This is a genomic window from Candidatus Methylomirabilota bacterium (assembly GCA_035764725.1).
Classification (GTDB): domain Bacteria; phylum Methylomirabilota; class Methylomirabilia; order Rokubacteriales; family CSP1-6; genus DASRWT01.
Map to the genome: position 1 here is coordinate 56857 of DASTYT010000097.1, position 11530 is coordinate 68386.

General features: G+C 69.7%; 13 protein-coding genes. 10 read left to right on the forward strand and 3 right to left on the reverse strand.

Annotation, left to right across the window (positions count from 1 at the left end):
- Positions 1 to 86 precede the first annotated feature (86 nt).
- The 3 genes from VFX14_15365 (at position 87) to VFX14_15375 (ending at position 2638) form a co-directional block, all read left to right on the forward strand.
- Positions 87 to 704 carry a hypothetical protein gene (locus VFX14_15365; protein ID HEU5191062.1) on the forward strand — a complete coding sequence of 206 codons (618 nt, stop codon included), beginning with the start codon at positions 87 to 89 and terminating at the stop codon, positions 702 to 704.
- Positions 705 to 843: 139 nt separating this feature from the next.
- Positions 844 to 1461: an NIPSNAP family protein gene (locus VFX14_15370; protein HEU5191063.1), complete on the forward strand. Its 618-nt coding sequence runs from the start codon at positions 844 to 846 to the stop codon at positions 1459 to 1461.
- A 289-nt stretch (positions 1462 to 1750) separates the two neighbouring features.
- On the forward strand, positions 1751 to 2638 hold the full coding sequence (locus VFX14_15375; protein HEU5191064.1) for a THxN family PEP-CTERM protein: 888 nt from the start codon (positions 1751 to 1753) through the stop codon (positions 2636 to 2638).
- Here VFX14_15375 and VFX14_15380 read toward each other — a convergent pair.
- Both VFX14_15380 and VFX14_15385 read right to left on the reverse strand, forming a co-directional pair.
- Positions 2635 to 3060 carry a pyridoxamine 5'-phosphate oxidase family protein gene (locus tag VFX14_15380; GenBank protein HEU5191065.1) on the reverse strand — a complete coding sequence of 142 codons (426 nt, stop codon included), beginning with the start codon at positions 3058 to 3060 and terminating at the stop codon, positions 2635 to 2637. The two genes, VFX14_15375 and VFX14_15380, sit on opposite strands and share 4 nt — an antisense overlap.
- Positions 3057 to 3923 carry an aldo/keto reductase gene (locus VFX14_15385; protein ID HEU5191066.1) on the reverse strand — a complete coding sequence of 289 codons (867 nt, stop codon included), beginning with the start codon at positions 3921 to 3923 and terminating at the stop codon, positions 3057 to 3059. The genes VFX14_15380 and VFX14_15385 overlap by 4 nt, the downstream gene beginning before the upstream one ends.
- A gap of 89 nt (positions 3924 to 4012) precedes the next feature.
- On the opposite strand from VFX14_15385, the gene VFX14_15390 reads away from it, so the two are divergent.
- The 4 genes from VFX14_15390 to VFX14_15405 are packed head-to-tail and all read left to right on the forward strand — an operon-like array spanning position 4013 to position 8053.
- On the forward strand, positions 4013 to 4612 hold the full coding sequence (locus tag VFX14_15390) for a hypothetical protein (protein ID HEU5191067.1): 600 nt from the start codon (positions 4013 to 4015) through the stop codon (positions 4610 to 4612).
- A 28-nt stretch (positions 4613 to 4640) separates the two neighbouring features.
- On the forward strand, positions 4641 to 6218 hold the full coding sequence (locus tag VFX14_15395) for an ABC transporter substrate-binding protein (GenBank protein HEU5191068.1): 1578 nt from the start codon (positions 4641 to 4643) through the stop codon (positions 6216 to 6218).
- Positions 6219 to 6231: 13 nt separating this feature from the next.
- Positions 6232 to 7176 carry an ABC transporter permease gene (locus VFX14_15400; protein ID HEU5191069.1) on the forward strand — a complete coding sequence of 315 codons (945 nt, stop codon included), beginning with the start codon at positions 6232 to 6234 and terminating at the stop codon, positions 7174 to 7176.
- On the forward strand, positions 7142 to 8053 hold the full coding sequence (locus tag VFX14_15405) for an ABC transporter permease (GenBank protein HEU5191070.1): 912 nt from the start codon (positions 7142 to 7144) through the stop codon (positions 8051 to 8053). Before VFX14_15400 ends, VFX14_15405 begins: the two co-directional genes overlap by 35 nt.
- Positions 8054 to 8056: 3 nt before the next feature.
- On the opposite strand, the gene VFX14_15410 is transcribed toward VFX14_15405, so the two are convergent.
- On the reverse strand, positions 8057 to 9178 hold the full coding sequence (locus tag VFX14_15410) for a response regulator (GenBank protein HEU5191071.1): 1122 nt from the start codon (positions 9176 to 9178) through the stop codon (positions 8057 to 8059).
- Between the two features lie 113 nt (positions 9179 to 9291).
- On the opposite strand from VFX14_15410, the gene VFX14_15415 reads away from it, so the two are divergent.
- From VFX14_15415 to VFX14_15425, 3 genes are all read left to right on the forward strand, one after another.
- Positions 9292 to 10080, forward strand: coding sequence for a hypothetical protein (locus VFX14_15415; GenBank protein HEU5191072.1), 789 nt, complete (start codon positions 9292 to 9294; stop codon positions 10078 to 10080).
- Between the two features lie 25 nt (positions 10081 to 10105).
- A complete protein-coding gene (locus tag VFX14_15420) occupies positions 10106 to 10912 on the forward strand; it encodes an SDR family NAD(P)-dependent oxidoreductase (protein ID HEU5191073.1) in 807 nt (268 codons plus the stop codon).
- A 98-nt stretch (positions 10913 to 11010) separates the two neighbouring features.
- The coding region (locus VFX14_15425) for a C-terminal binding protein (GenBank protein ID HEU5191074.1) at positions 11011 to 11530 on the forward strand (520 nt) is incomplete at its 3' end.

Sequence of the window (11530 nt, forward strand, 5' to 3'; positions counted from 1 at the left end):
AGCCTGCGCTCCGCGCGACGCCAGGTCAATAGGGGCGTCAACGGATGACCGGGCTCCCTCGTCAGTAGGGGTAGGGAGGATACGACATGAAGACCACACAGACACTCGCAGCGCTGGCGCTGGGCCTCGGCCTGGCCGTGCCGGCCGCCGCCTCCGAAACCCCCGCCGCCACACCCCTCGCGGACAATGGGGTGGTGCTGGCCCAGGCCGCCCCGGCGCCCGGCCCGCAAGCCCCCGGCCAGTACCGTCAGGCTCAGCGCCACGGCTGGCAGCGCTACATGCGTCACCGGCGGATGCCGACCTATGCCGGCATCGCCCTTCGCCACCAGGCCGAGCTCGGCCTGAACCCCCAGCAGGTCGAATCCCTCCGGAAGCTCCAGACCGACACGATGCGGGCGGCCATCCAGCGGCGGGCCGACATGCAGATCGCCGGGCTGGATCTCATGACCCTCCGCCGTGCCGACCCCGTGGACATGGCCAAGGTCGAAGCGAAAATCCGTGACATGGAAAAGATGCGGGCGGACGGCAAGATCGCGCGGCTCCGGGCCGACGAGCAGGGCAAGGCCCAGCTCACCGCCGACCAGCGCGCGAAGCTCAAGAGCCTCATGATGGCGCGCATGCAGCAGTGGCGTGAGCGGCAGCAGCAGCGCTCGGACTCCGACGGCACGCCCGCGCCGCCGGCGGTGCACGAAGAACGCAGCTGATCGATCGCGCTCGGACCTGAGTCACCTCGCGGCAGGGCCTCTGGCCCTGCCGCGGCCGTTCGGCTACGATGAGACCGCCCTGCCGGCCGATGGGGGCCCGGCGCGGCGCGCGCCTCTTCTACGTCGAAAGGAGCCGAGCGTGATCTACGAGATCCGGACGTATCGCATCACTCCGGGAAGCCTCGCCGAGGTCGAGAAGCGATTCGGCGAGGGCTACGAGCACCGCAAGAAGTACTCCGAGCTGACCGCCTTCTGGCACACCGAGATCGGGCCTCTCAACGAGATCATCCACGTCTGGGGCTATCGCGATCTTGCCGAGCGCGCGCGCATCCGTGGTGAGGCGGCGAAGGACTCCAACTGGCCGCCGAAGATCTCGGAGTTCATCCAGACGATGAAGTCCGAGATCGTGACGCCGTTCCCCTTCGTGCCCGAGGTGCAGCCCGGCAAGATGGGCCCGTTCTTCGAGATCCGCTACTACACGCTCAAGGCCGGCATGCTCCCCGACACCGCCAAGGGCTGGGAAGGTGCCTTGCCCGAGCGCATCAAGATGTCGCCGGTGGTGCTCGCGGGCGGCGTCGAGCTCGGCACCGCGAACGGCTTCGTGCACATCTGGGCCTACTCGAGCCTCGATCAGCGGATGCAGATTCGCGAGGAGGCGCGGAAGAAGGGCGTGTGGCCTCCGCCGGGCGGCGGAGGGCGGCTCATCACCCAGGAAACGAAGATCGTGATGCCGTCGGCGTTCTCGCCGCTCAAGTAGGGTCCCTTCACGTCGCGCTCGGCGGCGCTGCGAAGGGCAGCGCCGCCGACCGTCCCTCCTCCGCTGGAAAGCCTGAAGTCCGCAGATGCCTGACTTGCCCAGGCCTCTATGGGTGATTATCCACACGGCACTGTCGGTGATCATTACAGTTTCGGGACTGGATCATTTCTGTCGGGCCGTAAGTAATTAAAATATAAGAATTCGACGACATGGTATGGAACCTGAAGTGCATGTTCTGCAGGTGTCCGTTGGACCGCGTTCATGAGACGGGCGGCCGGGGAGGTTCGAGATGATCGTCGACTGGTCCAAGAAGCTGCTGGCCGTGGCCGGTACTCTCGGAGTCTCGCTCACGCTAGTAGCGAGCGCGCAGGCCTTCACCTTCACCCAAGTGGGTGGCTTCGTGCGCGGTACCGAGACAAGCAGCCCCGGCCCTTCGGCACTCGACGGCATCCAGTTCTTCGGCCCGGCGGTTTCGACGACCGACGGCTCGGCGGGGCTTCCCGGCGGCCTCAACACCTACAGCATCATCGCCTGGGGCCGGGGCTCTGACGCGGGTGTCATCCCGAATCTCTCCCTCGCCCCGTCCTTCACGGCGATTCCCGGGAGCGGTCCCAACTCCGACAAGAGCGCGCTCCAGTTCATCGGTCATGGCGGCTCCATCAATGTCGGCGAGACCGTGGTGGTGAGCGAGATCTTCCACCGGAACCAGGCCATCACCGCGCCCGACCTCCAGCACGTGGACATCTTCTCCGTGCTCAGCCTCTTCGATGGCGTGACCCCCGTAGTTGTGAGCAAGGACAATGTCCCGGTAGAGTTCCACGAGACGCCAAACACGGCGCCGTGCGACCCGACCAAGCAGATCTCAGGCACGGCCTGCGACGACTTCTTCACGTTCCCGCTCGGCACGTTCGCGAGCCTGCACTTCACGGCGGGGGGCGAGTCCTTCACGCTGAGCTTCTCGACGAGCTGCGATACGAGCGACACGAGCCTCGCCCGCTGCGACATCCCCAGCCCGGACGACCTCAGCGAGGGCCAGATCATCACCGCCGAGGGCCGGATCAATCATCTCCTCGTGCTGATGACGCTGACTCAGGACGTCGTCGAGGTGCCGGCCCCGCCGGCCCTCCTCCTGGTGGGTCTGGGCGTGGCGCTGGCGCGGCGACGGCGGGCGGCCTAGGCCTCTCCGAGCCCCCAGCTCCGGATTCGACGCGGCACGACTCGGAACATCACCCGGTTGGCGGGCATCGAATAGCCGCCCCAGTACTGGGCGAGATCGGGGTCGTAGCGCTTCAGGAACCGCTCCACCAGCCGCCGACGCTCCTCGCCCTCGGGCAGGAACAGGGCCCGGCCCTGCACCGCCACCCCGCGGGCGTCACCGCGCGTGCCCGCCTCGGCGAGGACGCAGACCCGGGGATCGCGCTGCAGGTTCCGCACCTTGCCGAGCCCGTCGACGCTGATCATCACGATGCTGTCCGGCTCGGGCAGGAGCCACATCGCCATGGCGAGCGGCGAGCCGTCGGGCTGTGTGGTGGCGAGCGTCACCACCTCCTTGCTTTCCAGGAAGGCGCGGGCGGCAGGACTGAAGACCACCGCGCTCACGTGGGCAGCCCGAAGAGCGAGGTCATGCGAGCGGTCCCCTGCATCGCCAGCATCTCCTCGTCCGGCGGACGACCGGCATAGCGGCCCGCCGCCTCCAGTAGGGTGGGGAGCAGCGAGAGGTCGCCGGCGGTGTTGATGAACGCGCCGGGGACCCCCATCGCCCAGTGGATGGCCCGCGCGATGTCCGCGGGACGCTCGAGCGGCTGATACCAGGTCGCGTGCGTGCGCTCGGTGGTGGCCCACGGGCCGCGCGCGATGGTCTTGATCATCTGCACCGCCACGTTCCGCTCGCGGCAGATCGCCATGACTTCTTCCACGCTCTGCCGGTAGCGCTCGTTCTGCGCCATGAAGTAGTTCCAGGGGAGGAGGATCGAGTCGAAGTCGAAGCGGGCGAGGCTGCGCCGATGCATGGCGGGGATGGTCCAGCCGTGACCGGTGACGCCGATGAAGCGCACGAGCCCCTGCGTGCGCGCGTCCACCAGAGCCTCGAGGGCGCCGCCCGACCCCATCGCCTGGTCCCAGTCGTCGGGATGCCCGAGCGAGTGGAGCTGGATCAGGTCCACGTGGTCGACGCGGAGGCGCTCAAGCGAGCGGTGGAGATCCTCGCGCGCGGCGGCCGCGGTGCGGCTGCCCGTCTTCGTGGCCAGGAAGAAGTCCTTGCGGTGCCGGGGCATCCACGGTCCGATGCGCAGCTCCGAGTCACCGTAGCGCGAGGCGGTATCGATGTGGTTGACGCCGTGGCGGAGCAGCAGCTCGAGGGCGCGATCGGCGTCGGCCTGGCTGACCTGTGCGAGGGCGGCGGCGCCGAACAGGGTGACGGTGCTGCGGTGGCCGGTGCGCCCGAACGGACGTTGATCGATCATGAGGCACCTCCTCGGCCTGGAGGATACCGCAGGCGGGCCGGGCGCGGCCGCCCGTGCGCGGGCTGGCGCTCCGCGCTATGATCGGGCCCGTGCGCTGGATCGCGTGGCCGTGTGTGACTCTCGTGATGGTGCTGGTCAATGTCGCCTTCGCCCAGACGACCGTCCGCGTCCGCGGCGCCGTGGTCGATCTCACCGGCCAGATCCTCACCGTGAAATCCCGCGAGGGCACCACCGTCCCCGTGCGCCTCGCCGATAACTACGCGCTGATGGAGGTCAAGAAGGCGAAGCTCACCGACGTGAAGGTCGGTGACTACGTCGGCACCGCGGCGCTACGCCGCGCCGACGGCAGCTTCCGCGCGCAGGAGGTCCTGATCTTCCCCGTCTTCGCGCGCGGCAGCGCCGAGGGCCACAGTCCCTGGGATCTCACCCCCGACAGCACCATGACCAACGCCACCGTGGCCCAGGTCGAGGCCAAGGGCGACGGGCGCACGCTCACGCTCAAGTACAAGGGAGGGGAGGCCGTCGTCCACGTCCCGGCTGCGGCCCCCGTGGTGACCTTCGGCATCGGCCACATCTCCCAGCTCGTTCCGGGCGCCCATATCTTCATCCAGGGAACCCGCTTGCCGGACGGCACCATCACCACGACCAGCGTGCTGGTGGGCCGCGACAAGCTGGTCCCGCCGATGTGAGGCCATCCGGCCCCCAAAAGGAGCGCGCATGTCTCTGACCCCACGCCGTCGCGAGCACGTCACGGTCACTCGACGCGATTTCCTGCGCTGGAGCGCGCTGGCCTCGGGCGGCCTCACCGCACCGTGGGCCGTCCGCACCGCCGGCGCGCAGACCGCGCCGAAGCGGGGCGGGACCCTCCGCGTCGGCTTCTACATCGAGGCGGCGACGATGGATCCGCACCTGTCCGGCAGCAAGATCGACCGGCAGATCTACCACAACATCTACGAGCCGCTCCTCACCCTGGACACGAACCTCGGCATCAAGCCCGGGCTCGCCGAGTCGTGGCAGCTGGTGGACGCGAAGACCCTCGTGTTCAAGCTGCGGCGCGGCGTGAGGTTCCACGACGGCACCGACTTCAATGCGGAGGCGGCGAAGTTCAACTTCAACCGCATGAAGACGGAGCCCAAGTCGGTGCGCAAGGGCGAGACCGCGAGCATCGACACCGTGGACGTCGTCGACGCCTACACGATTCGCATGAACCTCAAGCGTCCGGATGCCGCGCTTCCCGCCACACTGACGGACCGCGCGGGGATGATGGTGTCGCCCAAGGCGATAGGGGAGCGCGGCGCGGAGCTGGAGCGGAACGCCACCGGCGCGGGCACCGGCCCCTTCCAGTTCGTCGAGTGGGTCAAAGACGACCACCTGTCGATCAAGAGAAATGACAACTACTGGAACAAGCAGGGGGGCCCCTATCTCGACCAGATCCGCTACCGGCCCATCCCCGACGACACCGTCAAGCTCCAGAGCCTCCAGGCGGGCGAGATCCACGTGATGGACTACGTGCAGCCTCGAGACGTCGCCGCGGTGAAGGCGGACAAGAACGTGGTGGTGCTGGACGTGCCGTCGCTCGCCGACTTCGCCTATCAGCTCAATCACATCCGGCCGCCCTTCGACGTGAAGGCGCTCCGTCAGGCGGTGGCGCTGAGCCTCGACCTCGAGCAGATCGTCAAGGGCGTGTGGCTGAACGTGGGGGTGCCCGCCAACGGGCCCATCCCGCCCACGAGCTGGGCGTACGACCGGTCGATTTCGTTCATCAAGCGGGATCTCGCGAGAGCCAAGGCCAAGCTCGCCGAAGGTGGCAAGCCCGGCGGCTTCACGTTCACCATGACCACCAACAACATCCCCATCAACGTGCAGGAGGCGGAAGTCATCCAGGCGCAGCTCGCCGAGGCCGGCATCACCATGAAGATCAAGCTGGTGGACTCGGCGACCCTCCTGTCCGACGGCAACTCGAAGAGCTTCGAGATGATCAGCTACCAGTGGAGTGGGCGCCCCGACCCCGACGGCAACACGTACCAGTTCTTCCGCACCACGCCGGGGACCTCGCTCAACTGGTCCGGCATCTCCAACAAGGAGATCGACGCCATCCTCGACAAGTCGCGGGAGGCGTCGAGCCAGGCCGAGCGCAAGCGGCTTTTCAGCCAGCTCACCCGGCTCCTCCAGGAGGAGCTGCCGATGGTGTTCATCGTCCACCCCATCGAGCCGAAGGCGTTCTCGCCGCGGGTCCAGAACTACGACCCGGTTCCCGATGGCATGATGCGCTTCAAGGACGTCTGGCTGAAGTAGCGCGCGCTCCCACGTGGGCCGCCTCGTCGTGCGCCGCCTGCTGGCGACGATCCCGGTGCTCCTCCTCGTCAGCGGCGGCGTCTTCCTGCTCATTCACCTCACGCCGGGCGATCCCATCGACGCCATGATGGCGGAGTCGGTGGACGCGACCGTGAAGGAGAATCTCCGGCGCGAGTTGGGGCTGGACCGGCCGCTCTACCTCCAGTACGTGAGCTGGATGGGCCGCGTGCTGCAGGGCGACCTCGGCCGCTCCATCCGCAATCGCGAGCCGGTGATCGAGAACGTGGGCCGCCGCATCCGGCCGAGCCTGCAGCTCGCCGGCCTCGCCATGACCATCTCGCTCCTGATCGCGGTGCCGGTGGGCGTGCTGTCCGCGGCGCGCCGGAACGGGCCGGTGGACCGTGCCGGCGCAACCTTCGCCCTCTTCGGCATCTGCATGCCGAATTTCCTACTCGCCCTCCTCCTGATCTTCCTCTTCGGGGTGAGGCTGCGCTGGCTGCCCATCTCGGGCTACGTCGATCCGCTGGAGGAACCGTGGGACGGGCTCCGCTCGCTCGTGCTGCCGGCGGTGACGCTGGGGCTCGCCCTCGCCGCGGTGGTCACCCGGACCCTCCGGGCGAGCATGCTCGAGGCCCTTGCGGAAGACTACGTCCGCACCGCGCGGGCCAAGGGACTCTCGGAGGGCGCGGTCATCCGGAGCCACGTCCTCAAGAACGCGCTGATCCCGGTGGTCACGGTGCTGGGCCTCCAGCTCGGCACCCTGATCGGCGGCGCGGTGATCACGGAGTACGTGTTCGCGCTGCCCGGCGTGGGCCGCCTCGTCGTCGACGCGGTGTTCGCCCGCGATTATCCCCTCGTGCAGGGCGTTGTTTTGCTGATCGCGGTGGGCTTCATCCTGAGCAATCTCGCGGTGGATCTCCTCTATGGCTGGATCGACCCCCGGATCCGGCCTCGCTGAGGGCGCGACGGCGCGCGTCCCCGCCGCGGCGCCGGTGACCTCGCCGCGGTGGCGCGCGCTGCGGCGCGCGGCGGGCGCGCGGCTGGCGCCATTCGGTGTCGCCGTCCTGCTGGCCGCGCTCGTGGTGGCGATCTTCGCGCCGACGATCTCGCCGCACGATCCCCTCAAGCAGGATCTCGGCCACACGCTTGCCCCCCCGAGCCGGGCCCACCTCCTCGGCACCGACAATGTCGGTCGCGACGTGCTCGCCCGCATGATCTGGGGCACGCGGGTGTCGCTGGTGGCCGGCTTCGTCTCTGTGGCCATCGCGATGACGGTGGGCGGCGTGCTGGGTCTCGTCGCCGGCTACGCCGGCGGCCGCGCCGACGGGCTCGTCATGCGCTGCATGGACGCCGTGCTGTCATTTCCCCCGCTCGTGCTCGCCCTCGCCCTCGGCGCGGTGCTGGGCGCGGGACTCACCGGCGTGGTCATCGCCCTCGGGGTCGTCTACACGCCGACCTTCGCGCGGCTCATGCGCGGCCAGGTTCTCAGCATCACCGCGCGCGAGTACGTCCATGCCGCGCGCGCGCTCGGGGCGACGGGCTGGCGCATCGCGGTGACCCACGTGCTGCCGAACGCGCTGGCCCCCATCGTGGTGCAGGCGTCACTGAGCGTGGCGTTCGCAATCCTCGCCGAGGCCTCGCTCTCCTTCCTGGGGCTCGGCATTCAGCCGCCGGCCGCGTCGTGGGGGAGCATGATCAATGCCGGGCGCGGCTATCTCCAGCAGGCGCCCTGGATCGCGTTCGGGCCGGGCGCGGCGCTGTTCCTCACGGTGGTGGGGCTGAACTTCGTCGGCGACGCCGTGCGCGACGCCCTCGACCCGCGCCTGCTCGATTGAAGGTCAGCGGCGGGCGCGGCTCAGGTCGCGCACCTTCGCGATGAAGGCGTCGGCCTCGAAGGGCTTGGCGAGGAAGTCCGCCTCCTCGCCCTCGATGGCCTCGCGCGCGCTGCCCTCGTCCACGATGCCCGACACGTAGAGCACGCGCACCCCGGGACGCAGCTTGGTGAACCGCTGGGCGAGCTGCCGCCCGTTCATGCCCGCCATCATCATGTCCGTGACCAGGAGGTCGATCTGGGCCGCCTGGGCACCTGCTTGATCCAGCGCCGCCTGGCCGCTCTCCGCCTCGATCACGCGGAAGCCGGCGGGGCGCAGGATGTTGGCCGCGACGAAGAGAAAGCTCGGATCGTCGTCCACCAGGAGCACGGTGCCCACTGCCGCGCCGGCCGGAGGATCGGGCTCGCGCTTGACCATGGGCGGCGCGGCGACCGCGGGCTCCGGCGCGGGGCGCTCGACCACGGGCGCGGGCGGCGGCGGTGCCGTCGGGCGTGGCGGCGCGGTGGGGGCGGGCGCCGGCTTCGGCGGTGCGGGTGGCGCGGCGGGGGCGGCAGCCGGCTTCGGCGGTGCGGGCGGTGGGGCGGGGGCGGCAGCCGGCCTCGGCGGTGCGGGTGGTGCGGCCGCCGGCGGCGTGGGGCGGGGCGCGGGCGGCGCCGCGGGCGCCAGAGATGGGGCGGCGGAAACGGGCGGCGGCGCGGCAGGGGCGGGCGCCGCGGCGGTCTGCGTGGCCTGGCGGCGCGCCAGTTCGAGCTCTCTGCGCGCACGCTCCAGCTCGGCGCGGCTCTCGCGCATCGCGCTCTCGTGCTGCTTCTGGCGCTCGGCGGCGGTGGTGGCGGCGGTGCGCGCACGCTCATCGGTCTCGCGCTGCTTCGCGCTGGCCTGCACGAGGTCGTCGCGGAGCCGCTCGACCTCCGCCTGCAGGCTGCTCATGCGAGTGTCGCGCACGTTCGCGGCGGCCCGGAGCCTGCCGGCCTCGGCGGCGGCCCCGCTGCGCGCCCAGAAGATCAGGCCGATGCCGATGGCGCCGACCGCCGCGACGGCCCCGAGCGCCATCATGTCCTGGCTTCCGTCGTAGACGAGGAAGCCGATCCCGAGAGTGGTGACGATGGCCATGACGAGTGCGGGCATGGGGCGCGCGGCCTCCCTGTCGATGCGCGTGATCGCAGCGAGCCACGTTAGCGCCCTCGCTGCGGAAGGTCAAGAATTGGCGGCGCCCGGTTGGGGTAGAATGCCCCCGGCGAATGATCACCTCGTGCCTGCTCATGTTCGTGCTCATCCCCGCTTCCATCGGACTCGCGACCACCCTCTGGCACTGGGTGCCGCCGCTCGATCTGCTGCTGCGCCGCCCCGTCCCCCCTCCCACGCTGCGGTTCGGCGTCGACACCTTCGCGTTCCGGAACGACAGCCGCATCCACCACCGGGGCAAGCCGGACCTCTACGCGAACTGGTGCTTCGTGATGGCGCGGGCGGTGGTGCAGTTCGAGCGCTTCGCGCGCTTCGAGCCGGCCCTGCCGCGCCTGGCCCCCGAGGCCTACACGGAGCGGGTGCGGCGCATCACCCGGCGCGCACCCTGGCTCGCGCCCCTGCCGGCGGACGCGCGCGTGGTGATCCCGGGCTTCGCGTGCCTGCACGACCTCACGCGCGAGCTGGAAGGCGCCGTCAAGGCCGGCCTCTCCCGACGCTTCTGGAGCATGGTCCGCGTCTCGAACTGGCGCATCGTCTATCCGCATCCCCGCGTGCACCAGGCGCGGGTCGCCGCGGAGATCGTGAGCGAGCTCCAGGCGGGGCGCCCCACCCAGCTCTTCATCTCGGACTTTCCCCGCGTGGGGCTCAACCACTCCGTCCTCGCCTACGCCTACGAGGATCTCGGTGACACCGTGGAGCTCACCGTCTACGACCCCAACGATCCCACCGCTCCCGGCGTGATTCGCTTCGACCTGGAGGACTGCCGCTTCCGTCCCGCGCCCCTGTGCGGCGTGAACGTGCCCCACTTCCGCGCGTTCCGGCAGTACTGCTCACCCCTCATCTGATCCCGCGGCGCGAAAGGACCTCGACATGGGCTCACTCGACGGCAAGGTGGCGCTGGTGACGGGCGCGGGACGGCTACGGGGGATCGGGCGGGCGAGCGCGCTCGCCCTCGCCGGGCTGGGCGCCGATGTGGTGGTGACGGGTACCGGCCGCGATCCCGCCACGTACCCCGAGGACGAGAAGAAGATCGGCTGGCGCGACGTCGAGAGCACCGCGGAGCAAATCCGCGGGGCGGGCCGCCGCGCGCTCACCTTCGTGGGCGACGTGAGCCGGGCTGACACCATCCAGCGACTGGTCCAGTCGACGGTCGATGCGTTCGGGCGCATCGACATCCTCGTGAACAACGCCGCCTATCCGCGCGGGAACGACCGCGTGCCGCTCCCGGACCTCGATGAGACGATCTGGCGAAAAGTCCTCGACATCAAGCTTACCGGCGCCTTCCTCGCGTGCAAGCAGATCGTGCCCCTGATGGTGAAGCAGAAGTGGGGGCGCATCGTGAACATCTCCTCCATCGCGGGCAAGCGGGGGAGCCCCCACACCGCCGCCTACAACGCGGCCAATTTCGGAATCCAGGGCCTCACCCAGTCGCTCGCCCAGGAGATCGCCCGCCACGGCATCACGGTGAACGCGGTGTGCCCTGGCACCATCGCCACCGCGCGCATGGACGTGCTGGGCCGGGGCGAGGGCTGGCACAAGCACCTCGAGCGGATCCCGGTAGGGCGTGCCGCCACCGACGAAGAAGTCGCGGGGCTCGTGGCCTTCCTCTGCTCGCCCGCCGGCGCGTTCATCAACGGCCAGTCCATCAACATCTGCGGCGGCGTGGTCATGTGGTGAGCCGGACGCCCTCGCCCGCGGCATCTGGACAGCCGCGGGCGGGAGACTTAGAGTAGTCGAGCCGCGTCGTCATCCCCGATTCGCAAAGGAGCAGGAGCATGCCAGGCAAGTTCAAGGTCGTCGTCCAGAAGCCCGCCGGCGGGATCACCTACGACCTCGCCGATTCCACGTACAGCATCGAGCGCGAGGCGCTCGAGCCCATCGGGGCGGAGATCGTCGAAGTGCCCGCGAAGACCGAGGAAGAGTTCATCGCGGCCGCGCACGACGCCGACGCGGTCATCGCGCGCAACCGCCGCATCAGCGCCGCCATCATCAAGGCGCTCCGGAACTGCAAGGTGATCGGGCTCGGCAGCGTGGGGGCGGACACCGTGGACGTGGACGCTGCCACCGAGGCCGGCATCGTGGTCACCAACGTGCCCGACGTGTTCATCGACGAGGTGGCCGATCACACCATGGCCATGTTCCTCGCCGCCCACCGGCGCCTCCGCCTCATGCACCAGCTCACGGTGGACGCCAAGTGGGCGGAGGGCCGGCCCTACTTCAAGGACATCCCGCGCCTCTACGGCCAGACCATCGGCCTCATCTCCTTCGGCAACGTGGCCAAGGCGGTGGCCCGCC

Bases quoted from the DNA above. Each gene is read 5' to 3' on its own strand.
- VFX14_15365 (HEU5191062.1), top strand. From the start codon at position 87: ATGAAGACCACACAGACACTCGCAGCGCTGGCGCTGGGCCTCGGCCTG.
- VFX14_15375 (HEU5191064.1), top strand. From the start codon at position 1,751: ATGATCGTCGACTGGTCCAAGAAGCTGCTGGCCGTGGCCGGTACTCTC.
- VFX14_15385 (HEU5191066.1), bottom strand. From the start codon at position 3,923: ATGATCGATCAACGTCCGTTCGGGCGCACCGGCCACCGCAGCACCGTC.
- VFX14_15395 (HEU5191068.1), top strand. From the start codon at position 4,641: ATGTCTCTGACCCCACGCCGTCGCGAGCACGTCACGGTCACTCGACGC.
- VFX14_15405 (HEU5191070.1), top strand. From the start codon at position 7,142: ATGGCTGGATCGACCCCCGGATCCGGCCTCGCTGAGGGCGCGACGGCG.
- VFX14_15410 (HEU5191071.1), bottom strand. From the start codon at position 9,178: ATGCCCGCACTCGTCATGGCCATCGTCACCACTCTCGGGATCGGCTTC.
- VFX14_15415 (HEU5191072.1), top strand. From the start codon at position 9,292: ATGATCACCTCGTGCCTGCTCATGTTCGTGCTCATCCCCGCTTCCATC.
- VFX14_15420 (HEU5191073.1), top strand. From the start codon at position 10,106: ATGGGCTCACTCGACGGCAAGGTGGCGCTGGTGACGGGCGCGGGACGG.